The organism is Haloplanus vescus, assembly GCF_900107665.1.
Classification (GTDB): Archaea; Halobacteriota; Halobacteria; order Halobacteriales; family Haloferacaceae; genus Haloplanus; species Haloplanus vescus.
Genome location: NZ_FNQT01000001.1, coordinates 989,236 through 1,010,765, shown reverse-complemented (window position 1 = coordinate 1,010,765; position 21,530 = coordinate 989,236). Strand labels below are relative to the sequence as shown.

Annotated in this window: 23 protein-coding genes; 18 read left to right on the top strand and 5 right to left on the bottom strand. The window is 67.8% G+C overall.

Features of this window, described 5'->3' with window-relative positions; genetic code table 11:
- Window positions 1–25 precede the first annotated feature (25 nt).
- Window positions 26–733: a phosphoglycerol geranylgeranyltransferase gene (locus BLU18_RS05380; RefSeq protein ID WP_092632641.1), complete on the top strand. Its 708-nt coding sequence runs from the start codon at window positions 26–28 to the stop codon at window positions 731–733.
- Here the strand turns inward: BLU18_RS05380 and BLU18_RS05375 are convergent, their stop codons facing one another.
- Window positions 734–1,504 (bottom strand): DUF4013 domain-containing protein, encoded by a 771-nt coding sequence (locus tag BLU18_RS05375; RefSeq protein WP_176791181.1) that lies wholly within the window; start codon window positions 1,502–1,504, stop codon window positions 734–736.
- On the opposite strand from BLU18_RS05375, the gene BLU18_RS14775 reads away from it, so the two are divergent.
- Both BLU18_RS14775 and aspS read left to right on the top strand, forming a co-directional pair.
- Window positions 1,498–1,731, top strand: coding sequence for an enolase C-terminal domain-like protein (locus BLU18_RS14775; protein ID WP_176791180.1), 234 nt, complete (start codon window positions 1,498–1,500; stop codon window positions 1,729–1,731). The genes BLU18_RS05375 and BLU18_RS14775 overlap by 7 nt on opposite strands.
- 48 nt (window positions 1,732–1,779) lie before the next feature.
- Window positions 1,780–3,081 carry an aspartate--tRNA(Asn) ligase gene (aspS, locus tag BLU18_RS05370; RefSeq protein ID WP_092632635.1) on the top strand — a complete coding sequence of 434 codons (1,302 nt, stop codon included), beginning with the start codon at window positions 1,780–1,782 and terminating at the stop codon, window positions 3,079–3,081.
- A gap of 170 nt (window positions 3,082–3,251) precedes the next feature.
- Here the strand turns inward: aspS and BLU18_RS05365 are convergent, their stop codons facing one another.
- Window positions 3,252–3,827: an LURP-one-related/scramblase family protein gene (locus BLU18_RS05365; RefSeq protein ID WP_092632632.1), complete on the bottom strand. Its 576-nt coding sequence runs from the start codon at window positions 3,825–3,827 to the stop codon at window positions 3,252–3,254.
- Window positions 3,828–3,911: 84 nt separating this feature from the next.
- Here BLU18_RS05365 and BLU18_RS05360 point away from each other — a divergent pair, with 84 nt between their 5' ends.
- From BLU18_RS05360 to BLU18_RS05300, 13 genes are all read left to right on the top strand, one after another.
- Window positions 3,912–4,772, top strand: a complete 861-nt coding sequence (locus tag BLU18_RS05360; protein ID WP_092632629.1) for a pantoate kinase — start codon at window positions 3,912–3,914, stop codon at window positions 4,770–4,772.
- A gap of 51 nt (window positions 4,773–4,823) precedes the next feature.
- Window positions 4,824–5,576: a 4-phosphopantoate--beta-alanine ligase gene (locus BLU18_RS05355; RefSeq protein ID WP_092632626.1), complete on the top strand. Its 753-nt coding sequence runs from the start codon at window positions 4,824–4,826 to the stop codon at window positions 5,574–5,576.
- A gap of 38 nt (window positions 5,577–5,614) precedes the next feature.
- Entirely contained in the window at window positions 5,615–6,382 is a 768-nt protein-coding gene (locus BLU18_RS05350) for a class I SAM-dependent methyltransferase (protein WP_092632623.1), read from the top strand.
- 83 nt (window positions 6,383–6,465) lie between these two features.
- A complete protein-coding gene (metG, locus tag BLU18_RS05345; protein ID WP_092632620.1) occupies window positions 6,466–8,526 on the top strand; it encodes a methionine--tRNA ligase in 2,061 nt (686 codons plus the stop codon).
- A 37-nt stretch (window positions 8,527–8,563) separates the two neighbouring features.
- Window positions 8,564–10,318: a pyruvate kinase gene (pyk, locus tag BLU18_RS05340; protein WP_092632617.1), complete on the top strand. Its 1,755-nt coding sequence runs from the start codon at window positions 8,564–8,566 to the stop codon at window positions 10,316–10,318.
- A 46-nt stretch (window positions 10,319–10,364) separates the two neighbouring features.
- Window positions 10,365–10,559, top strand: a complete 195-nt coding sequence (locus BLU18_RS05335; protein ID WP_092632614.1) for a DUF7312 domain-containing protein — start codon at window positions 10,365–10,367, stop codon at window positions 10,557–10,559.
- A gap of 39 nt (window positions 10,560–10,598) precedes the next feature.
- Window positions 10,599–11,180, top strand: coding sequence for an NfeD family protein (locus BLU18_RS05330; RefSeq protein WP_092632611.1), 582 nt, complete (start codon window positions 10,599–10,601; stop codon window positions 11,178–11,180).
- 69 nt (window positions 11,181–11,249) lie between these two features.
- Window positions 11,250–11,774 carry a transcription factor gene (locus BLU18_RS05325; RefSeq protein ID WP_092632608.1) on the top strand — a complete coding sequence of 175 codons (525 nt, stop codon included), beginning with the start codon at window positions 11,250–11,252 and terminating at the stop codon, window positions 11,772–11,774.
- Window positions 11,774–12,442: a DUF2110 family protein gene (locus tag BLU18_RS05320; RefSeq protein WP_092632605.1), complete on the top strand. Its 669-nt coding sequence runs from the start codon at window positions 11,774–11,776 to the stop codon at window positions 12,440–12,442. Before BLU18_RS05325 ends, BLU18_RS05320 begins: the two co-directional genes overlap by 1 nt.
- Before the next feature lie 3 nt (window positions 12,443–12,445).
- Window positions 12,446–13,234, top strand: a complete 789-nt coding sequence (locus tag BLU18_RS05315) for a DUF5803 family protein (RefSeq protein ID WP_092632602.1) — start codon at window positions 12,446–12,448, stop codon at window positions 13,232–13,234.
- 83 nt (window positions 13,235–13,317) lie between these two features.
- A complete protein-coding gene (locus BLU18_RS05310; RefSeq protein ID WP_092632599.1) occupies window positions 13,318–13,998 on the top strand; it encodes a competence/damage-inducible protein A in 681 nt (226 codons plus the stop codon).
- 188 nt (window positions 13,999–14,186) lie between these two features.
- On the top strand, window positions 14,187–15,245 hold the full coding sequence (locus BLU18_RS05305; protein ID WP_092632596.1) for an ATP-NAD kinase family protein: 1,059 nt from the start codon (window positions 14,187–14,189) through the stop codon (window positions 15,243–15,245).
- Window positions 15,246–15,323: 78 nt separating this feature from the next.
- Window positions 15,324–16,355 (top strand): phosphate signaling complex PhoU family protein, encoded by a 1,032-nt coding sequence (locus BLU18_RS05300; RefSeq protein WP_092632593.1) that lies wholly within the window; start codon window positions 15,324–15,326, stop codon window positions 16,353–16,355.
- 39 nt (window positions 16,356–16,394) lie between these two features.
- On the opposite strand, the gene BLU18_RS05295 is transcribed toward BLU18_RS05300, so the two are convergent.
- Entirely contained in the window at window positions 16,395–17,684 is a 1,290-nt protein-coding gene (locus BLU18_RS05295) for an LEA/WHy family protein (protein WP_092633627.1), read from the bottom strand.
- A gap of 113 nt (window positions 17,685–17,797) precedes the next feature.
- Here BLU18_RS05295 and BLU18_RS05290 point away from each other — a divergent pair, with 113 nt between their 5' ends.
- Window positions 17,798–18,871, top strand: a complete 1,074-nt coding sequence (locus BLU18_RS05290) for a phytoene/squalene synthase family protein (RefSeq protein ID WP_092632590.1) — start codon at window positions 17,798–17,800, stop codon at window positions 18,869–18,871.
- On the opposite strand, the gene BLU18_RS05285 is transcribed toward BLU18_RS05290, so the two are convergent.
- Window positions 18,868–19,137 carry a hypothetical protein gene (locus BLU18_RS05285; protein ID WP_092632587.1) on the bottom strand — a complete coding sequence of 90 codons (270 nt, stop codon included), beginning with the start codon at window positions 19,135–19,137 and terminating at the stop codon, window positions 18,868–18,870. The genes BLU18_RS05290 and BLU18_RS05285 overlap by 4 nt on opposite strands.
- A complete protein-coding gene (locus BLU18_RS05280) occupies window positions 19,134–20,522 on the bottom strand; it encodes a hypothetical protein (RefSeq protein ID WP_092632583.1) in 1,389 nt (462 codons plus the stop codon). Before BLU18_RS05280 ends, BLU18_RS05285 begins: the two co-directional genes overlap by 4 nt.
- Window positions 20,523–20,620: 98 nt before the next feature.
- Between BLU18_RS05280 and BLU18_RS05275 the strand changes: the two genes are divergently transcribed.
- On the top strand, window positions 20,621–21,472 hold the full coding sequence (locus BLU18_RS05275; RefSeq protein WP_092632580.1) for a cytochrome c oxidase subunit 3: 852 nt from the start codon (window positions 20,621–20,623) through the stop codon (window positions 21,470–21,472).
- Window positions 21,473–21,530 lie beyond the last annotated feature (58 nt).

Here is a 21,530-nt window from a genome sequence, read left to right as displayed (position 1 = left end):
TAGTTCCGTGGAGTAGACTGTCGCTATGAGTACGCCGTGGGACGAGTGGGACCACGTCCTGAAGGTGGACCCCGACAAGGACCTCGTGGAGGGGGAGACCTTCGAGGACGTCTGTGCAACCGGAACCGACGCCATCGAAATCGGCGGGACGACGGGTATGACCACAGAGAAGATGGAGACGGTCGTCGACGCCTGTGGCAAGTACGGCGTCCCCCTGTATCAGGAACCGTCGAACCCGGCGGTCGTCATCGACGACGACGCCCTCGACGGCTATCTGATTCCGACGGTGTTCAACGCCGGCGACAGTTTCTGGGTGACGGGCGCGCACAAGGAGTGGGTCCGCATCGAGAACGGCCTCGACTGGAGTCGAACCCACACCGAGGCTTACATCGTCCTCAATCCCGACTCGTCGGTCGCGGAGTACACCGACGCCGACTGCGACCAGTCTCCGGACGACGTGGCGGCGTACGCCGCCGTCGCCGAGAAACTGTTCGGGCAGGACATCGTCTACATCGAGTATTCGGGGACGCTCGGCGACACCGAGACGGTGCAGGCCGCCGCCGACGCCCTCGACGACGCGACGCTGTTCTACGGCGGCGGCGTCCACGACTACGACACCGCCCACCAGATGGGCGAACACGCCGACGTGGTGGTCGTCGGTGACCTCCTCCACGACGAGGGGTGTGACGCGGTCCGCGAGACGGTCGAGGGCGTCAAGGACGCCCACGAGTGATCAGGTCGACGGCGTTGCCGCGTTCTCTCCGACTTCCATATCGCTCGCGCTCGCCCCGTCGCACTCCCTCGTGGGCCGTGTGACGGTCCAGACAGCGAGTCCGACGACGAGACCGTAGAAGCGGACGGCAGCGGTGGCGATACGCCCGACGCCCGGTATCGGTGTCGCGGCGGTGGCGACGAGGAACGCACCGACACCAGAACCGAGTACGGCCAGCGACGCGAGGAGCCACGCCCGGAGCGTGGCGGCCGAGAACACCCGGCGGCGAATCCGTCCGAGGGCGAACGCGTCGGCAAGGGTGTCGGTGTCGGCGTACGCAGTCACTGCGACGGTCGAGACGTATCCACAGAGCGGGAGTAACGCCGCGCCGAGAAGCCCGACGCCGACGGCGCCAGCGAGTGCGGCGAGACCGGGGAGTCGACCGACTGCACTCGGCCCGAAGCGGACGAGTGTCTCCCACTGGAGGAACACCGACGCGGACGCCGCGCCGCGTGTGCCGATGGCGACGAGTGCCACCGCCGGGAGGTGGTACGCCGCGACGATTCCCGTGGCCCGAACGCCCGTCTCGGCCAGCGCCCGGATATCAGTGAACCGTGGCAGTGGGTCGTCGCCGACGTCCACTCGCAGGACGCGGACGGCATACCCTGCGAGCAGGACGCCGGGAACGACGAACGGGAGCGTCGCAACGAGCAGTGCGCCGACGAGGACGGTCCGTGGCCAATCCTCGGTGTCGAGCGGCCATCGTGCCAACGTGTCGATAGCAGGTGTCACGTCTGCGCTGGGGTGGCCGCGGGATTGGATATAAACCCTCGCCGACATCGGGATTTTCGTCGTCGCCGGCCTGCGAGTGGATAGAGTTCGACCCCACCGACTTCCCGGTGTCCGAGGCGCTGTTCGAGACGCCGCCGACGCTGGACGACGGTCGAATCGCACTTCCCGAGGAGCCTGGCTTGGGAATCAGCCTCGACGACGGCGTACTGGACGAATACCGGGTCTGACCGAGCGGAAACGGTCGCGTTTAAGGCGCGGGGTCCGATACGAGGCGTATGGACAACCGAACTCACGCGGCCGACGTCGACGCCGGCGAGACGGCCACGGTTGCCGGCTGGGTCCACGAGATTCGTGACCTCGGCGGTATCGCCTTCCTCATCCTCCGAGACAAGACTGGCAAGCTACAGGTCAAGTTCGAGAAAGACGAGATGGACGACGACCTCGTCGACACGGGCCTGGGCGTCCACCGCGAGAGCGTCGTCGCGGTCACCGGCGCCGTCGAGGAGGAACCGCGCGCGCCGACGGGCCTCGAACTCGTCCCGGACTCGGTCGAGGTGCTTGCCGAGGCCGACCCCGAACTCCCCCTCGACCCCTCGGGGAAGGTCGACGCCGAACTCCCGACCCGACTCAACAACCGGACGCTCGACCTCCGCAAGCCCGAAGTGAAGGCCATCTTCGAGATTCGGAGCGAGATTCTGCGCTCCGTCCGTGACTACTTCCGCTCGGTCGGGAGCACGGAGATCAACACGCCGAAAATCGTCGCCACGGGGACGGAGGGCGGCACGGAACTGTTCCCGATAACCTACTTCGGGCAGGAGGCGTTCATGAACCAGTCGCCGCAGCTGTTCAAGCAGCTGATGGTCGGCAGCGGACTGGAACGCGTCTTCGAAATCGGCCCCATCTTCCGCGCGGAGGAGCACAACACGCCCCGCCACCTCAACGAGGCGACGATGATCGACTTCGAGTCGGCCTTCGTCGACCACCACGAGGCGATGGACGTGTGTGAGGGGACGCTCAAGGCCGCCTACGAGGGCGTCGCCGAGAACTGTCAGGAGGAGCTCGAACTCCTCGGCTACGACGACTTCTCGGCGCCGGAGGACGACTTCCCCCGTCTCACCTATGAGGAGGCCATCGAGCGCATCAACGCCACGGGCGAACTTGACGAGCAGTTGGTCTGGGGCGACGACCTGCCGACCGAGGCCGAGAAGGCCCTCGGCGACGACGTGGGCGGGCACTACTTCATCACCGACTGGCCCTCCGAAATCAAGCCGTTCTACATCCAGGACTACGACGACGACCCGCAGCTGTCGAAGGGCTTCGACCTGATGCACCCGCGGATGGAGCTCGTCTCGGGCGGCCAGCGCGAACACCGCCACGACGAACTCGTCGCGGGCTTCGAACAGCAGGGTCTTGACCCGTCGCAGTTCGACTACTACACCCGGATGTTCAAGTACGGGATGCCGCCCCACGCGGGATGGGCCTACGGCGTCGAGCGTCTCGTGATGACGATGCTCGACCTAGACAACATCCGCGAAGCGGTGCTGTTCCCACGTGACCGTCAGCGTCTGAGTCCGTAGACGAAGGCGTTCGGGAACGTGGGTGCAGGGAGTGGTCGAACGACCGCGTTCCCACGTGACCGTCAGCGTCTGATACTGTCCGCTGTAAGTCAATACAGAAATTCGGCACCTTCGGGTGCCGAATTTCTTGAATCAGTTACAGCTAACAGTATGAGTCCGTAGACGACGGTCTAGTTCCCCTGAATCGCGTCGATGACCATCGCCGCGGCGACGACGGCGTCTTTGGGGACCGTGCTCGCGTCGTCGATGGTGATTGCGTACTTATCCCGCAGCGACAACTGGCCGCTTATCGACCCGACGTGTGCGCCCTGCGTGTCGGTTATCTCGTACTTGTGCGGGATGAGCTCGCCGATGGGAAGGAGGTTGCGCGCGAGTGTGACGAGCGCGCCCCGTGACGTAATCTTCGCGAGGGCCGCCTCCGTCTGCCCGTCTCGGATGGTCCACATGTCCTGAAAGACCGAGAAGTCGTTGTCGAGGATGGCGACGCGTTCGCCCGTCTGGGCGTCGAAGATGGCGTAGCTGCCCGCCACGTCGAGAATCCCGCCGGCCTTGACGGTGAACACCTCGTTGCCGTCGGCGTCGACGAAGGGAAACTCCTCTTTCAGCTTGAACAGTTTCTGCTTGGCGCGGAGGACGAGGTCCCCGTGTTCGTCGTACGCGGCGTACTTGTTGCGGACGAGCGACTGTTCGACGGTGTACTCCGTCCCCGAGAGGTCGATAGTCGAGAAGCCCGTGGCGGTCGACATACGCCACCTGTCGGCGGCATCGGTTATGAATCATGGGCGGCGCGTTCCGACAGGGCTTAACGACTCCCGACCCCTCGTCGGAACATGCGCGAGGAGTCGCCGGCCGACCCCCCGACGGCGTTCGTCCCCGGTCACGTCACCGGATTCTTCAGTCCGTGCCCCGACGACGACCCCGAACGCGCCGGGTCCCGCGGCGCCGGCGTGACGCTCACCGACGGCGTCCGGGTGACGGTCCGGGCCGCCGAGTCGAGCGCCGACCCGACGCTCACCCTCGACGGCGACTCGCTCTCGATGCCGCCGGTCGAGACAGTGCTGGAGGGGTTGGGCGTGGCCGACCGCGCCCGCGTCGTCGCGGAGAGCGACCTCCCACTCGGGACCGGGTTCGGCGTCTCGGGCGCGATGGCGTTGGGGACGGCACTGGCGGCCAACGCTCGCTTCGACTGCGAGCGCTCGGCCAACGACCTCGTGACCCTCGCCCACCGGGCGGAAGTGGAGGCCGGCACGGGTCTCGGCGACGTGGTGGCGCAGGCTCGGGGCGGCGTCCCGATTCGACTCGCACCCGGCGCGCCCGGTCACGGCCGTCTCGACGGCGTGGCGACCACGCGCCGAATCGAGTACATTTCTTTCGGCGACCTCTCGACGGCGGACGTGCTCGCCGGCGACACCGCACCGCTCGTCGAGGCGGGCGACGCAGCCCTCGACTCGCTCCGCGAGCGGCCGACCCTGTCGGAGCTGGTCGCGGCGTCGCGGCAGTTCTCCCGGCGCGTCGGCCTGCGGACTGACCGCGTTCACGAGACGGTCGAGGCCGTCACCGCCGCGGGCGGCGAGGCGTCGATGGTGATGCTGGGCGAGACGGTGTTCGCGCTGGACCGCGGCCTCAGCGACGCTGGCTACGACGCCAGCGCGTGCCGGACCTGCGCCGCGGGCGCTCACCTCGCCGACTGATTCGAGTCGCTCATCGCGGCGTTTTTACTCCGCCCACGCCTCCGGCGTAGCATGGTCGAGGGCGACGACGTTCCGGCGGATCACCCCCGTCACGACTCGCTGGTGACGCGCCACCGCATCGAGGCCGGCGTCGACGCCGGCATCACCAGCAAGCAGGGCCTCATCGCCGAGGGCCGAGGGGAAGCGTTCGACTACCTGCTCGGCGAGCGGACGCTCCCGTCGGCGGACGACGCGGCCCGCGCCGCCGCCGCCCACCTGTTGCTCGCGCGCCACCCCGTCATCTCCGTCAACGGCAACGCCGCGGCGCTGGTTCCGGACGAACTCGTCGCCCTCGCGGATGCCGTCGGCGCCGACTTGGAGGTGAACCTGTTCAACCGGACCGACGAGCGGATGCAGGCCATCGCCGACCACCTCCGCGAACACGGTGCGAGCGAGGTGAAGGGACTGGCGGCCGACGCGCGCATCCCCGGCCTCTCGCACGACCGCGCGACGGTGGACGCCGACGGCATCGCCGACGCTGACGTGGTGCTCGTCCCCTTGGAGGACGGCGACCGGGCGGCGGCGCTCGCCGATATGGGGAAGGTGGAACTCGTCGTCGACCTGAACCCGCTCTCACGGTCGGCGCAAGTCGCTGACGTGCCCATCGTCGACAACATCCTGCGGGCGATTCCGAACGTCACCGACCACGCTCGCGAGTTGGCGGACGCGGACCGCGAGACGCTCGAACGTATCGTCGCCGACTTCGACGCCGAGGCGGCCCTCGCGGACGCCGAGCGAGCGATTCGCTCGGGCGAGTTGGCGTAGGCGGTATCTACATACGCTCGGGCGCCGACGCCAACGGCATGAATCCGTTCGACCGGCGCCCGACGTACTTCTTCGGCGTCTATCACTGGCGCGAGCGACTGCGACGAATCGGCGCCTCGCTCTCGCTGTTCGGTGCGGCGGTCGTCGTCGGGCGACGCGGCGGGCGACTGCGACGACTGCTCGCCGCGCTCGTCGGCGTCACAGCGCTCGTCCGCGCCGGGACGACGGCTCGGCGACTCCTATCGCCCGTGCCGTGGGCGCTCGACCGCCCGAAATACGACGCGCTCGCGTCGCTTCTCCCACTCGGGGACGTGGACCGCGCGCTCGACGTGGGCTGTGGCTCCGGGCGGTCGCTGGTGGGTCTCGCACCCCACCTGCCGTCGTCGACCCACGTCGTCGGCCTCGACGTGTTCGACGACCGCGTCATCCTCGGTAACGGGCCGCAGTTGGCGCGGCGGAACGGCGCCCGCGCTGGAATCGACGTCTCCCCCGCCGCGGGCGACGCCTCTCGGCTCCCCTTTTCGGACGACGCCTTCGACGTCGTCACCGCCTGCCGGGTCGCCCACGACGTGCCCGAGACGCGCCGGGATGCCCTCTTCGACGAACTCCGGCGGGTGTGTGCCGAGGACGGAACGGTTGGCCTGCTCGAACTCCCGATTACGCCGGAGGGCGTGAGCGATCACGAGGCGTACTGGCGGCGATGTCTGGGCGACGCCGGACTGTCGGTCGAGCGCGTGGCGACCGTCGAGCGCCCCGGGTTCTCCGACGAGCCCTACGTCGCCATCGCGGCGACGCCGACGGCCTGACCCGTCGCCCGTCCGCGCCCTCTCGGTGCGACGGTCCCGCCGGAATCGGCGGGCTTTAGGGTCGCATCCTCCAGTGAGTACGTATGAGCCACGAGGAGTTCCCCACGGACCAGCCGGCGGTGGTGACGTGCGGGTTGCCCTACGCCAACGGCGACCTCCACATCGGCCACCTGCGAACGTACGTCGGCGGCGACGTGTACGCCCGCGCGCTCCGAACGCTCGGTCAGGAGACGGCCTTCGTCTCCGGGTCGGACATGCACGGGACGCCGGTCGCAGTCAACGCCGAACAGGAGGGCGTCTCCCCCGAGGAGTTCGCCCTCGAGTGGCACGAGACCTACAAGTCGACGTTCCCGAAGTTCGGCGTCGAGTTCGACAACTACGGCCACACCCACGACGAGACGAACGTCGAACTGACGACCGACATCGTCCGCACGCTGGAAGAGGAGGGCCACGTCTACGAGAAGGAGATTATGGTGGCCTACGACCCCGAGGAAGAGCAGTCGCTCCCGGACCGCTACGTCGAGGGCACCTGCCCCTACTGCGGCGAACGCGCCCGCGGCGACGAGTGTGACGAGGGGTGTGGTCGCCACCTCGAACCCGGCGAAATCGAGGACCCCGAGAGCACCATCACGGGTAATCCCGCGGAGTACCGCGAGCAGACCCACAAGTTCTTCCGCGTCTCGGAGTTCCAAGAGTATCTCTCCGACTTCCTCGACCGACTGGAGGGGACGCCCAACGCCCGCAACCAACCCCGAGAGTGGATCGAGGGCGAACTCCGCGACTGGTGTATCACGCGCGACATGGACTGGGGTATCGACTATCCCGAGGGCGAGGGCGCGGACGACCTCGTGCTCTACGTCTGGGTGGACGCCCCCATCGAGTACGTCTCCTCGACGAAGCAGTACTCCGAGCGCGTCGGCCCGGACACCTTCGACTGGGCGGACGCGTGGCAGCAGAGCGGCGACATCGTCCACGTCATCGGTCGCGACATCATCCAGCACCACACGGTGTTCTGGCCGGCGATGCTCCACGGCGTCGACTACACCGAACCCCGTGCGGTGATGGCGAGCGGGTTCATCACGCTCAACGGCAAGGGCTTCTCCACGTCGCGAAATCGTGCGGTGTGGGCCGACGAGTATCTCGACGAGGGCTTCCACCCCGACCTCCTGCGGTACTATCTCGCCACCAACGGCGGGTTCCAGCAGGACGTGGACTTCTCGTGGGAACGGTTCCGCGAGCGCGTCAACAACGAACTCGTCGGCACCGTCGGCAACTTCGCGTACCGCGCGCTCCTCTTCGCGCATCGCGAGTTCGGCGGGGCGCCCGACGCCGACCTCTCCGAGGAGGTCCGGGAGCGCATCGAGACGGCGATAGACGACTTCGCCGCCGCCGTCAACGACTACTCGGTGCGCGAGGCAGGCGACGCGGCCGTCGCCCTCGCTGGCTTCGGCAACGAGTACATCCAGCGCAACGAACCGTGGAACCTCGTGGACGACGACCCCGAGCGTGCGGCGCAGGTGATTCGCGACTGCGTCCAGATTGCGAAGGCCGTCGCCGTCCTCTTCGCCCCCGTCGCGCCCGGCACCTGCGAGGACCTGTGGTCGCAGGTCGGCGGCGAGGGCTCGGTCCACGACGCCGAAATCGACGCCGCGCTCGAACCGCCGGCGGCCGACCTGCCGGAGCCGACCGAACTGTACGAGAAGATTCCGGAAGAGCGCGTCGAGGAACTGAACGCGAAGCTGGAAGAGCGAGTGGCAGCAGCGAGCGACGACGACGACGAAGACGACGACACCACCGACATGACCGACTTCGACCCCATCGAATCCGACCGCATCGACTTCGACACGTTCGAGGATCTCGACATCCGCGTCGGCGAGATTCTGGAGGCCGAGGGCATCGAGGGCGCGGACAAACTCGCGCGCCTCGTCGTCGACATCGGCGTCGAGGAGCGCCAAATCGTCGCGGGCATCAAGCAGCTCCACGACCTCTCGGATCTGCCGGGGACGCGCGTCATCGTCCTCGCGAACTTGGAGAAGGCGGAACTGTTCGGCGTCGAGTCGAACGGGATGATCCTCGCGGCGGGCGACGAGGCCGACCTGCTGACGACGGTCGGCGACGCGGTGCCGGGCGAACGAGTGCAGTAGCAACCGCCTTTTTCCTCCGTCCCGGTGAAGGGCGGGTATGCGCCGAGCCAAGATAGTCTGTACCTTGGGCCCCGCCTCCGACGACCGGCAGACCATCCGCGAACTCGCGGACGCCGGGATGGCGGTCGCCCGCCTCAACGCGAGTCACGGCACCCACGAGGACCGCGCGGAACTCATCCAGCGAATCCACGAGGTAGACACCGCCATCGACGACCCCCTCGCGTCGATGCTCGACCTGCAGGGGCCGGAGATTCGAACCGCCGAACTCGACGAGCCGATCGACCTGCCGAGCGACGCGACCGTTCGGTTCGTCGAGGGCGACACTGCGACGCCGGAGAAGGTCGGCCTCTCCTACGCCCTGACGGAGGTTGAACCCGGCGACCGTATCCTCCTCGACGACGGGCGCATCGAGACGGAGGTGGAGTCGGTCGACAGCGACGCCGTCACCGCACACATCGTCTCTGGCGGGGAGTTGGGGAGTCGAAAGGGAGTGAACGTCCCCGGCGTCGACCTCGACCTCGAAGTGGTGACCGAGAGCGACCGCCGCGACATCGAGGTGGCCGTCGAGGAGGACGCGGACTTCGTCGCGGCGAGTTTCGTCCGCGACGCCGACGACGTGTATGCGGTCACCGACGCCATCGAGAGCGCGGGCGGCGACATCCCCGTCATCTCGAAGATAGAGCGAGCGGGCGCCGTCGACCACATCGACGACATCGTAGAGGCGTCCTACGGCGTGATGGTCGCGCGCGGTGACCTCGGCGTGGAGTGTCCGCTGGAACACGTCCCGATGGTGCAAAAGCAGATCATTCACAGCGCCCAGGACGCGGGCGTGCCCGTCATCACGGCGACGGAGATGCTGGACTCGATGGTCCACTCCCGGCGCCCGACGCGCGCGGAGGCGTCGGACGTGGCTAACGCCGTCCTCGACGGGACGGACGCGGTGATGCTCTCGGGTGAGACGGCCATCGGCGACCACCCCGTTCGCGTCGTCGAGACGATGGACCGCATCGTACGCGAAGTGGAGCGAAGCGACGAGTACGTCGAGACGCGCGAGGACCGCGTCCCGCAGGCCGCGGCCGAGTCACAGACGGAGGCGCTGGCGCGGGCGGCCCGGTATCTGGCGCGTGACCTCGGCGCCGCGGCCATCGTCGCCGTCTCGGAGTCGGGCTACACCGCGCGGACGACGGCGAAGTTCCGCCCGGGCGTCCCCATCGTGGCGACGACGCCACAGGACCGCGTGCGCCGTCAACTCGCGCTCTCGTGGGGTATCGACGCCCAGTACGCCGCCTACCGCGAGGACATCGAGGGGATGGTCGACGCCGCCGTCGACGCTGCTATCGAGGCCGGCGTCGCCGAGAGCGGCGACACCGTGGTCGTCCTCTCGGGGATGATGACCGAACTGGAAGGGACGAACACCACCAACACGCTGAAAGTCCACGTCGCCTCGGAGACGGTGGCGACGGGGCGAAGCGTCGCCCGCGGGCGCGCCGCCGGGCCGGTGTTCCGGTGTTCCGACGGTGACCTCTCGGACGCCCCCGCGGGCGCCATCGTCGCGCTCCCGGCGACGTTCGATGGCGAGTTCGAGGGCGACACGGGGCGCATCGGCGGCATCGTCGACGCCCGGCCGGGCATGACGAGTTACGCGGCGCTCGTCGCCCGCGAGCAGGGCATTCCGATGATAAGCGGGGCGCCCCTGCCGGACGAGGTGGCCGACGGCACGACGGTCACGCTCCACGCCGACCGCGGCGTCGTCTACGAGGGCGACGTGACCCCGCGCGAACGGCCGCGATAGCAGCCGCGGTCGGTATCCCTTTCACTTGGCGCCCGATAGCACCTGTATGAGCGCGCTTTCGGATGACGACCGCGACGACGACGAGTCGCCGTGGCGGTTCGCCCTCGACGAGGTCGGTGAGGACGCCGACGACCCCGCGGCAATCGAACCCGAATCGCCGGAACTGGAGAACGTCGTGTTCGTCTTGCTCGGCGTGGCGCTCTCGGTCGGTATCTTCGCCGCCGCACTCGGTGGGCTCTAACGGCCGGTAGTATAAGCGCCCGCAGGCCAAACGGTCGGTATGGTCACACCCACGGTCGCGCTCCAGTCCGGGGTCGAACTCGGGCCGGAGATGCTCCCGCTACTGTTGGTCGTCGCCGGGTTGGGCCTCTCGATAGCGGAGGCGATGGCGCCGGGCGCTCACTTCGCCGTCCTCGGCGTGGCGTTGCTCGGGGCGGGTATCGTCGGCCTCTTGCTCGGCCCGGTGGCCGGTCCGCTCGTCCTCGCGGCGCTCGTGCTCGTGTTCGGCGTGCTGGCGCTGGTCGGCTATCGACGGTTCGACCTCTACGGTGACAGCGGGAGTGGACAGACGACTGACTCGGATTCGCTTCGGGGGCGGACCGGACACGTGACCGAACGCGTCACGTCCCAGCAGGGGTCGGTCAAGCTCGACCGCGGTGGCTTCGACCCGAACTACGCCGCGCGCTCGATGGACGGCGAAATCCCCGTCGGGACCGAAATCCTGGTCGTCGACCCCGGCGGCGGCAACGTCCTCACGGTCACCTCGATGGCCGACATCGAGGACGACATCGACGCCGAACTCGAACGGGGGCGGACGACGGAGGCGGACGACGACCGAGAGGACGAACCGGAGCACGCCTGAACTGTTGGCGCCGCTGGCTCGGCGACCGCACCGTGGCGTTTAAATCGCCACCGCTCCGAACGGAACACAATGGCTTTTGAGGAGCTGCTGAGCGATCCGGTGATCCAGAAGTACCTCCACGAGCTCGTCGGGCCGACGGGGATGCCGGTCGCCGCCGCGCCGCCGGACGGGGAGGTGACGGACGAGGAACTCGCCGAGGAACTCGGACTCGAACTCAACGACGTTCGCCGAGCCCTGTTCATCCTCTACGAGAACGACCTCGCCAGCTACCGCCGCGTCCGCGACGAGGACTCTGGGTGGCTCACGTATCTGTGGACCTTCGAGTACGAGAACATTCCGGAGAACCTCGAAGAGGAGATGTACCGCCTGCTCGACGCGTTGGAGGAGCGACTGGAGTACGAACGGACCCACGAGTTCTACCTCTCGGAACCCGCGGGCATCCGCTTCGAGTTCAGCGAGGCGATGGAGTTCGACTTCCAGTGTCCGGAGACGGGCGCGCCGCTCGAACCCATGGACAACGACGACATGATAGAGGCGACCGAACGCCGCATCGAGGAGCTCCGAAACGAGCTTAACGTGGAAGTCACCCGCTGATGGTCGTTCTCGCAACCAAGTGTTACGTGGACGGCTCGGCACGCAAACGCGCACTCGACGGCATGGAATCACTCGTCGACAACGCCATCGGCGACTTGGACGTGACGTGGACCATCGGCGTCCGCCACGACGACTTCGTGTCGGTGACTGTCGAGGGCGACGACGAAGTGGTGGCCCGGAACGCGCTCCGCGAGGAGTGGGGCGAAATCGGCACCGGCTTCGAGGACGGCGAGACGTACGTCGGAACGCTCGAATCGTGGGACGAGGACGGCATCGTCCTCGATGCGGGCGAGCGAGTCCGCATCCCCAGCGACCAGTTGGGGCTCGGCCGGGGGTCGCCGTCCCAGATTCGGGACCGCTTCGGCCTCGTCCAACATCTCCCGCTCCGGTTCGTGGCGGGCGACCCGCCGCGACTCGCTGACGCGGAGCGTGACCGCCTCTACGACTGGACCCGTGGCGAGAACGGCCGCCTGAACGTCAACAGCGCCACGCGTGGCGAGGTGCGCGCGACGCTGAACCGCGCGGGACACGCCCGCGACGTGGTCACCGTCGAGCGACTCGGTCTGCTCGAACAGAGCGTCGTCTGTACGCCCGGCACCGACCCGCCGGGACTGCTCGCCAGCGTCGGCGAGTACCTGCCGGCGGAGCTCAAATGTGTCATCCCCTGATCGATGAACCGTCGGTATCTGATTCCGCTGGCGCTCGCGGCGTTGGCGCTCACCGCCGGGTGTGCGGGCCTGCTCGGTTCCCAACCCATCTCTGACGAGCAACTGGACGAGGACCCGCCGTCGCCCTACGTGTGGGACAACGCCGTGAACGCCCACATCACCATCACGGAGAACGCCCGCTTCCAGGCCGTCTACCGTGTCGAGGGCGAGTCGATGGAGCTGTTCCGGCGTGACGGCTTCGGCGGGCGCAACGCCATCCCCGTCTCGGCGGTCCGGTACCGGTACCCCAACGGGACGGTTATCACGGGGACGGAACTCCGCGAGCGCGGCGGCGACATCGACCGCTCGCGGTCACGCGTAGCGGTGTCGATGCCGAACGGGACCGACGGCGGCCAACTCGCCTTCACCTCGTCGAGCACGCCCAAGCGCTTCTCGCTCCCGACGTTCGTCAACGGGTCGTACGAAGTCGTCTTGCCGCCGAACCGCCGGGTCGAGGTGTTCCCGTTCGGCACGGTCGACCCGAGTGGCTACGAGGTGACCGCCGACGGGTCGCAGCGGGTCATCGAGTGGGAGAACGTCGAGGCCGACGCCGTCTCGGTGCAGTTCTACCTGCAGCGAGACCTGACGCTCTTCGGTGGCGCCGCGGCGGTGCTCGTGGTGGTCGGCCTCGCCGGCGCCTTCTACTACAAGCGTCGCATCGAGGCGCTTCGCCGGCAACGCGAGGCACTCGGCCTCGACGTCGACACCGAGGACGACGAGTTCGGCGACGACCCGCCGCCCGGAATGGGCTGACACGGCGGGTCGCCGTGACGGCGGCCGACGACGCTCGGTCGTCGGCCGCGGTCGTTTTCAATCCCGACCGCCTACCGCTGCGTATGCGAGTCGCGGTCGTCACCGTCGGCGACGAACTGCTCTCTGGCGATACGGTCAACACGAACGCCTCGTGGCTGTGTGACCGCCTCGACGAGCGCGGCGTCTCGGTCGAGCGCGTCACGACCGTTCCGGATCGAATCGCCGATATCGCCCGCGTAGTCAACGAGTACCGCGCGGAGTACGACGCGGTCATCGTCACCGGCGGTGTCGGGCCGACACACGACGACGTGACGATGGACGGCGTCGCGGCGGCGTTCGGGCGCGACGTGGTCCCGAACGCGGACGCGGCGGCGTGGCTCGACGACCACACTGACTACGCCGCCGCGGACCGGACGGAGGGGACGACGCATCTCCCGGACGGGGCACAACACATTCCGAACCCGGAGGGCGTCGCGCCGGGCGCCGTAATCGACGGCGTCTACGTGCTTCCGGGCGTCCCGAGCGAGATGAAGGCGATGTTCGAGTCGGTGGCGTCGGAGTTCGAAGGCGAGCGCCGCCACGTCGAAACGGTGCGGACGAGCGAACCGGAGAGCGCCCTCCTCGACCGTCTCGACGCTGTCCGCGAGGAGTTCGACGTGACCGTCGGCAGCTACCCCGGGGACGACGTGCGGTTGAAGGTGACGGCGGCGGACGCGGAGACGGCGGCCGCGGCGGCGGCGTGGCTTCGCGAGCGCGTCGACTAGCGCGTCAGATATCGGAGCCAGAGCCCGGTGACAAGGAGGCTGACGAGCAACACGGCCGCGGCCGTCACGCCGATGGGGAGCGGTTCCCCAGCCTGAAGGAGGAACATAGCGGCCCTTCCGCCGGCAGTCGCTTAATAGTGAGTGTTGTGAGCCGCGGCCCTTTTGCCCTCGCTCCCATAGACCCGACAATGCGACTCGGGTTCGTGGTCAATCCCATTGCCGGCATGGGCGGGCGCGTCGGCCTGAAAGGGACAGACGACAAGGTCGAGGAGGCGCGCGCCCGCGGCGCGGAGCCGCGGTCACCGGACCGAGCACGCCGCGCACTCGACGCCATCAGCGAGCGCCTGCCGGACGTGACGCTGGTGACGTGGGGGGCGCCGATGGGCGCCGACCTGGCCCGCGACGCGGGCTTCGACCCCGAGGTTCCCGGCGGGCCGTCGGGGTCCGAGACGACAGCGGCGGACACCCGCGAGGCCGTCGCGGCGCTTCTGGAGGCTGGGGTCGACCTGCTCTGTTTCGTCGGCGGCGACGGCACCGCCGCGGACGTGGCCGAAGCGCTGTCCGATTCCGACGTGCCGATGCTCGGGATTCCCGGCGGCGTGAAGGTGTACTCCTCCGTGTTCGCCGTCTCGCCGGAGGACGCGGCCGACGTACTCGCCACCTTCGAGCGGACCGAACGCCGGGAGGTCCTCGACATCGACGAGGACGCCTATCGCGAGGGATCGGTCGACCCCGAACTCCGCGCCGTTGCACGCGTCCCCGTCGGAGAGAACGTGCAGTCGTCGAAGCAGACGGGGAGCGGGAACGTCGAAGCGATGGCCGCGGGGTTCGTCGCGGAGGCAGAAGCGGGCGTCACCTACGTCCTCGGCCCGGGGAGTACGGTCGGTGAGATAAAGGACGCACTCGGATTCGAGGGGTCACCCCTCGGCGTCGACGTGTGGCGCGACGGCGAGGTGCTGGTTCGGGACGCGACCGAATCCGAGATTCTCGACGCCCTCGGTGAGCGAAACGTCGTCGTCGTCTCGCCCATCGGCGGACAGGGGTTCGTCTTCGGGCGGGGGAACCCCCAGCTCTCACCCGACGTGATTCGACGCTGTGACGTGGCAGTGGTCGCCTCGCGGGCGAAACTCGACGATATCGGGACGCTTCGCGTCGACACCGACGACCCGGAACTCGACGCGGAGCTCCGTGGCTGGACCCGCGTTCGAGTCGGTCGCTTCGAGTCGCGACTGATGGAGGTGCGCTAATCGCATCACTTCAACATCATTCATGAGGTATAATGGTGCATAGTGAAGATTAAGGTCTCTGGAGTAGATACATATGGTATGGAAACACGGAAGGTTCAGCGGTTAGGACCCTCGACGCTCGCCATGACACTTCCGGCGGAGTGGGCCAAAGAGAACAACGTCGAGAAGGGGGACGAGGTGTCGCTGCGGATGGGCGGCAAGGGGACGATTACGGTGCTGCCGGAGTCGGCGAGTACCGAGGGGTCGACGGCGACCATTCACGCCGACAACCTCGACGCACGAGCGCTCGAACGCGCCATCGTCGCCCAGTACGTCCTCGGGCGACGCGTCATCCACATCCAGAAGTCGGAGGGCGCACTCGACAGCGAACACATCAACGCCGTCTACCGCGCCGAGACGCAGCTGATGGGCCTCGGTGTCATCGAGGAGACGCCTGAGCGAATCGCCATCCGGTGTTCGGTCGACCCGGAGGACTTCACGCTCGACAACCTCCTCGAACGCCTCGAGAACACGGGGAGTACGATGCGCGGCGAGTCCATCAAGGCCATCGCGCACGGCAACGCCGACCTGGCCGAACGGGCGCTGAACCGGGAGCGACAGGCGAACAAGATTTTCGTCCTCCTGCTTCGCCTCATCTTCATGGCGTACCAGAACCCGAACCTCGCGCGAGCGGTCGGCCTCGAATCCGGCTTCCCGCTCATCGGCTACCGCTCGGTGGCGAAGAACCTCGAACTGACCGCGGACAACGCCGAGGACATCGGCAACATCGCTCTCGACGCCACGGACAACACGCTTGACGTCGACGGGTCGACGATGCGTCGCATCCGCGAGTTCACCGACCAAGTGGACGAAATCACCGCCACCGCCGTCGAGGCTGTCGTCGAACGCGACTACGACAAGGCCATCGCCGTCGGACGGATGTACGAGGACATCACCGACCGCGAGATGGAGCTCATCCGGAGTCTGCCTGACATGCCGAAAGTCGAACTCCTCCGCACTCGCGAGGTGCTGGTCAGCCTCCAGCAGACCGCACAGTACGCCATGCGAAACGCCGAAATCGCGGCCAACCTCGCGCTCAACGAAGAGTCCGAACACGTCACCATCGAGTGACGCGCTGAGAAGACTTCTCGACTATCCGCTTTTGCTTGCCTACGCCACCGAGAGTCGCTGCTGACTGCCGAGACACGGAGCGACCGGCCGCGCGCCGACCGAGAGGAGGCCGTCGTCGGTGGGCGTGGGCGTCGGGGTCGCCGTCTCCGTCTGTTCGTCGTCGGTGGGTGTCGGCGTCGCGGTACCGTCGTCGAGGAGGCCGTCGTCGGTGGGTGTGGGCGTCGGGGTCGCCGTCTCCGTCTGTTCGTCGTCGGTGGGCGTCGGCGTCGCGGTGCCGTCGTCGAGGAGGCCGTCGTCGGTCGGCGTCGACTCGCCCGACGACCCGTCGTCACCACTCGGCGTCGGCGTCGCGGTGCTGTTCGTCGCCGACTCGTTCGCGGCGTCGTCGGCCTTGTTCCCGAAGATGTCCGTCTCGATGGTTCGGGTGTAGGTGATGGGGTCGAGCGGAATCTCGACGGTTCCGGTCGGCAGTTCGACGCGGGCCGCGAAGTCGATGCGGAGGTCGGTCGTCTGCTCGTTCTGGAGGTGGCTCACCCACCACTCGTCGATTCGGCCGTTGTTGAGCGTGGTCGTCGCTTCGATGGTCCGGGTTTCGCCCGGCGGAATCACGCCCTTGTCCTCGGTGGCGCCGTTCCCCATCTCGATGCCGTTCATCTCCGCCCGGTAACTGAGTTCGGAGATGGGGACGGGGTAGGAGTTGGGGTTGTGGACGACAAAGCGCATGTCGATGCGGGTGGCCTCGGTGTCGACGGTCCCCCACTGGGCGCTGGTCTCCCGAATCACGAGGATGGGGCCACCGCTCGGCGATTCGCCGACTGGGCGATTCTCCGTCGAGTTGAACGCAGAGATGATGTCCGTGTTTATCTCACGCGTCACCTTCGGGGCGCCGAAGGAGGCGCCGAGCGTCGAGGAGTGCACGTCGGCGTTGACCGCGAGTGTCGTCCGTTCGTCGTTGCGGATGTGGCTCACCCACCACGGCGGGATGCGCTCGTTCGACAGCTGGGTCGTCATGGGGACGGTCGACTCCCCTTTCGGAATCGAGACGCCGTCTTTCGTCCCGTTCGCCATCCGAATGCCGTTCATGTCGATGGCGTAGTCGACGGTGATGCCGCCGAGTTGGGCGCCGACGGGATTGGGGTTCTGCACGGTAAGCTCGCTCTCGATGGCGGTCGTCTCGTCGGTGACGTTGCCGAACTGGTTGTTGACGGCGGTGACCGAGGGCTGACTGAAGACGAAGAAGGCGAGGCCGCCGAGTACGAGTACCGCGACGACGGCCACCACGACGAGTCGCCGCGTCGTCGACAGGGTCCGTCGGAGCCAGGCAAACATACCGAGTCGACGCACCGCCGAGGACATACCACTTGCGGCTCTCGGACGAGTGTGCCGCCGAAACCGCCCACGAGCCTTTTTATCCCCGCGGTCGTAACGCGCAATCGCTCCGAATGTCTCGACACGCAGCCAGACCTCCCGGTGACCAAGCCGACCTCGAGTGGTGTCACGAGGCGGTGCAGGGCGTCTCTCGAACGTTCGCGTTGACCGTCGACGTGCTCGACGAACCGATGGCGTCGTACATCTGTATCGGCTACCTCCTCTGTCGCGTGCCAGACACCGTCGAGGACGCAGACCACATCCCGCCGGCCGAACAGGCGCGCCTCCTGCGCGAGTACGACCGCGTGCTGGACCCCGACGACGACACCGACGCCGAGACGTTCCGCGCGTCCGTCGACGAGTGGCTCCCCGCCCCCGAGGACCGAACCGACGACTGGGAGGTCGTCGCGAGTACCCCGCGGATCGTCGGCACCTTCCGCGGACTCCCCGACGACGTGTGCGAGGCCGTGACACCGCCGGCGCGCGAACTCGTACAGGGGATGGCGATGTTCGTCGAGCGCTACGCCGACGAGGGTGGACTCCGCATCCAGTCCCGCGAGGAACTGGAGGAGTACTGCTACTACGCCGCCGGCACCGTCGGGAACCTGGTCACCAACCTGCTGGCGCGTGGCGACCTGAACAGCGACCGCCGCGCCCGCCTCTACGACACCGCCGAGGAGTTCGGACTCCTCTTGCAACTGGTCAACGTCGCCAAGGACGTCTACGACGACTACACCGAGGAGGACAACGTCTACCTCCCCGCCGAGTGGCTGGCTGCCGAGGGCGTCCCCCAAGACGAGGTACTCGCCCCCGAACACACCGCTGGCGCGGCCGCGGTGGTCCGCCGGACCGCCACCCACGCCCGCTCGTTTCTCGACGACGCCCAGACGTACCTCGAAGCGGTGCCCACCACGGACGGCAACACCGTCGCCGCGTGGGCGATTCCCTTCCTGCTCGCCGTCGGGACGCTTCGCGAACTCCTCGAACGTCCGGAAGACGCCCTCTCGTCGACCGGCGTGAAGATTTCGCGCCAAGAGGTGTTCGCCGTCGTCACGGAGATGACGGGCGCCCCGTCGGACTCGCTGGCCAGCCTCCGGGAGGACATCGCCGGCCAGCCCTATCACCGCACGAGCGGGCAGGCGGATTAGGTCACGACTGCGTACGTCATCAGGAAGGCGAAGTAGAGACCGACGACCCCCGCGAGCGCCAAGAGTCGGAACCGACGCAGGTCGGCCACTTCTTCTTCGCGTGCCGATTCGAACGCTTCGCGCTCGGCGGCCGACAGCGTTTCTCGATGCGTCAGTCCCCGATGGAGCGCGAGGTATGACTCGCGAGTGAAGGGACGACCGCACCGGTCGCAGACGTGCGCCGTCGCGTCGGACGGAACCTCGGTGTCGTGGTCGGGGTCTATCATGTTGCGATGAAGGGAGGTGCGACGTACGGTTCGGCGACTATCCAGAGGCTGAGCATGGTGTAGACGACCATGACGGCGGTGACGCCGTACTGACTCCGCACCGCCTGCAAGCGCGAGGGGAAGACGTCGTACGCGGTGGCGTGCGCGACCCAGACGGCCACGAGGTGGCCGACGAGGACGCAGGCGAGTTCGAGGCCGCCGAACCACGCTGGCAACCCGGCGAGTTGCGGCGGCGACGCCGGCGGCGACAGGGGCGCGGTGGCGACGGCGGCGAGCGTCGGCCCCAACGTCAGCACCGTGCCGAGGTTGTGCGCGAGGTGGTAGCCGGCGGCGATAGGGAGGAGCGCGGGCGCGAACCGCCGCGCGAGATACGTCGTCGTGAGGTACGTGTCGGCGCGGTGGCGACCGAGACGGGCCGACGCGCGATAGGCCAGATAGAACAGCGCGGCGCCGACGAGATAGGCGCCCAGATAGAGCGCAGTCGAGGGGACGCCCGCGCCGACGACGGTGCGCGCGACTCCGGCCCACGGGCCGGTAGCGACGAAGCCGTCGTAGGTCGTGACAAAGAGAATCGTCACGACGAACGCCACGTCGTCGCGGCCGTCGAGGACCGTATCGGGCAGGTCGGCTCCCGGCAGTCGGAGGCGGAGTCGGCCGTCAGCGACGTGGAGAGGCGCGAGGCGGCCGTAGAGTCTGAGCGCACGCGAAATCGGGTCGACGCGGTCGAACCACTGGTCCGGGCCGAAGACGACGGCGCCGCCGACCGTGACGAGCGTGTATGCCACGAGCACCGTCGCGAGCAGTCGCGGGTCGTCCGCGAGCGGCGTCGTCACCTCGACCCAGACGAGGAGGAGGAGGCCGGCGACGCTCGGCCACGCGCCGAGTCGGTCGGGGTAGGCACGCTCCAGCGACGGCAGTGGGTCGACGAGCATCCGAACGGGATTGAGCGTCGACCACGTGTTCCCGAGGAGGTACGTCGAGGCAACGTAGCCGCCCCACCAGCCCACCCAGACGACGAGGACGGTGAGGCTACGGACGCCGGTCGACGGGCCGAGATAGCCCGTGACGAGGACGGCGACGAAGAGGGCGAGGGCGCCGACGCGGGCGACGAGGCGGACGAGTCGGCCGGGTGTAGGGAGCGGTCGCCCCCAGTCGTGAATGGCGTCGACGAGGTTGCGGTCGGTGACGAAACTGGCGAGGAGGAAGGAGACGCCGACGACGCCGCCCCCGGTGAGCAGGAAGAGCCACGTCGGAACGGCGATGGGGTCTCGTGCCGACCCGCCGAGGCCGCCGCTGTGAGCGGTGGCAACGCCGGTTCCGGTCACCAACCAGAGGAGGGTGGCGAGCACGACCCGACGCCGTCGACGCCAGCGCGTCGTGACCATCGTCGCAGACGTTGGACCGACCCGGTGGAGTAGTTTCCGGAAGCGATTCGTCGCGACGGTTGGGAGGATTTTTGGTAGTTGAATCGCAACGGGGGGGTATGAGTACAGATCACGGTGACGAGCACGAGCATCACCTCCCGGCGGTCGAGGACTGGCCGCGGGGGTTCGGCGAGGCAAGTTGGTGGCCGTTCATCACGGCGCTGGGTGCCGGTGGCATCTACATCGCCGCCGCGCTGTACATCGTCGCGGGCGGCGAGGAATCGACTATCAATCCGCTGTTCGCGCCCCTCCTCGGGGCGGCGAGCGTCGGGTCGTTCCTCTTCGGCCTCTACGGATGGCTCTACCACGCGTTCGTCGTCGAATTCTGGTCGCGCGGTAGCAACGAGACGAGCGCGAAGGCGCTCCGCTGGGGGATGATCTCCTTCCTCGGGTCCGAACTCGCGACGTTCGGCGCCGTGTTCGCCTACTACTTCTTCATCCGGGCCGGCACGTGGCCGCCGGGCGAACTCCCACACCTGCTGGGCTCGCTCGTCCTCATCAACACCGCGCTCTTGGTGGCGTCCAGTCTGACGCTGCACTGGGCACACGTCGCCATCCGGAACAACGACAACCGGAAGTTCGTCATCGGACTGCTCGCGACGCTCCTCCTCGGTGTGGTGTTCATCGGGGGGCAGATTTACGAGTACTACGAGTTCATCGTCCACTCGAACTTCACCTTCGAGACTGGCTTCTTCGGGTCGGCCTTCTTCGGGCTGACCGGCCTCCACGGGCTCCACGTCTCGCTCGGGGGTGCGCTCCTCGCTATCGTCACCGTCCGGGCCCTCGCGGGTCAGTACTCCGCCGACCGTCACGTCTCGGTCAGCACCGTCTCGATGTACTGGCACTTCGTCGACGTGGTCTGGATTTTCCTCGTCGTCGTCCTCTACGCGGGCGCCGAACTCGGCGCCTGACGACGGAACGTCCCGTCTCACGGCGACTCTCGCCGTGGATTTATATGGGCTCACCCGA

What these genes read in the sequence shown, in the direction of transcription:
- BLU18_RS05380 (WP_092632641.1), top strand. Translation starts at nt 26, where the DNA reads ATGAGTACGCCGTGGGACGAGTGGGACCACGTCCTGAAGGTGGACCCC.
- aspS (WP_092632635.1), top strand. Translation starts at nt 1,780, where the DNA reads ATGGACAACCGAACTCACGCGGCCGACGTCGACGCCGGCGAGACGGCC.
- BLU18_RS05365 (WP_092632632.1), bottom strand. Translation starts at nt 3,827, where the DNA reads ATGTCGACCGCCACGGGCTTCTCGACTATCGACCTCTCGGGGACGGAG.
- BLU18_RS05360 (WP_092632629.1), top strand. Translation starts at nt 3,912, where the DNA reads ATGCGCGAGGAGTCGCCGGCCGACCCCCCGACGGCGTTCGTCCCCGGT.
- BLU18_RS05355 (WP_092632626.1), top strand. Translation starts at nt 4,824, where the DNA reads ATGGTCGAGGGCGACGACGTTCCGGCGGATCACCCCCGTCACGACTCG.
- BLU18_RS05350 (WP_092632623.1), top strand. Translation starts at nt 5,615, where the DNA reads ATGAATCCGTTCGACCGGCGCCCGACGTACTTCTTCGGCGTCTATCAC.
- metG (WP_092632620.1), top strand. Translation starts at nt 6,466, where the DNA reads ATGAGCCACGAGGAGTTCCCCACGGACCAGCCGGCGGTGGTGACGTGC.
- pyk (WP_092632617.1), top strand. Translation starts at nt 8,564, where the DNA reads ATGCGCCGAGCCAAGATAGTCTGTACCTTGGGCCCCGCCTCCGACGAC.
- BLU18_RS05335 (WP_092632614.1), top strand. Translation starts at nt 10,365, where the DNA reads ATGAGCGCGCTTTCGGATGACGACCGCGACGACGACGAGTCGCCGTGG.
- BLU18_RS05330 (WP_092632611.1), top strand. Translation starts at nt 10,599, where the DNA reads ATGGTCACACCCACGGTCGCGCTCCAGTCCGGGGTCGAACTCGGGCCG.
- BLU18_RS05325 (WP_092632608.1), top strand. Translation starts at nt 11,250, where the DNA reads ATGGCTTTTGAGGAGCTGCTGAGCGATCCGGTGATCCAGAAGTACCTC.
- BLU18_RS05320 (WP_092632605.1), top strand. Translation starts at nt 11,774, where the DNA reads ATGGTCGTTCTCGCAACCAAGTGTTACGTGGACGGCTCGGCACGCAAA.
- BLU18_RS05315 (WP_092632602.1), top strand. Translation starts at nt 12,446, where the DNA reads ATGAACCGTCGGTATCTGATTCCGCTGGCGCTCGCGGCGTTGGCGCTC.
- BLU18_RS05310 (WP_092632599.1), top strand. Translation starts at nt 13,318, where the DNA reads ATGCGAGTCGCGGTCGTCACCGTCGGCGACGAACTGCTCTCTGGCGAT.
- BLU18_RS05305 (WP_092632596.1), top strand. Translation starts at nt 14,187, where the DNA reads ATGCGACTCGGGTTCGTGGTCAATCCCATTGCCGGCATGGGCGGGCGC.
- BLU18_RS05300 (WP_092632593.1), top strand. Translation starts at nt 15,324, where the DNA reads ATGGAAACACGGAAGGTTCAGCGGTTAGGACCCTCGACGCTCGCCATG.
- BLU18_RS05295 (WP_092633627.1), bottom strand. Translation starts at nt 17,684, where the DNA reads ATGTTTGCCTGGCTCCGACGGACCCTGTCGACGACGCGGCGACTCGTC.
- BLU18_RS05290 (WP_092632590.1), top strand. Translation starts at nt 17,798, where the DNA reads ATGTCTCGACACGCAGCCAGACCTCCCGGTGACCAAGCCGACCTCGAG.
- BLU18_RS05285 (WP_092632587.1), bottom strand. Translation starts at nt 19,137, where the DNA reads ATGATAGACCCCGACCACGACACCGAGGTTCCGTCCGACGCGACGGCG.
- BLU18_RS05280 (WP_092632583.1), bottom strand. Translation starts at nt 20,522, where the DNA reads ATGGTCACGACGCGCTGGCGTCGACGGCGTCGGGTCGTGCTCGCCACC.
- BLU18_RS05275 (WP_092632580.1), top strand. Translation starts at nt 20,621, where the DNA reads ATGAGTACAGATCACGGTGACGAGCACGAGCATCACCTCCCGGCGGTC.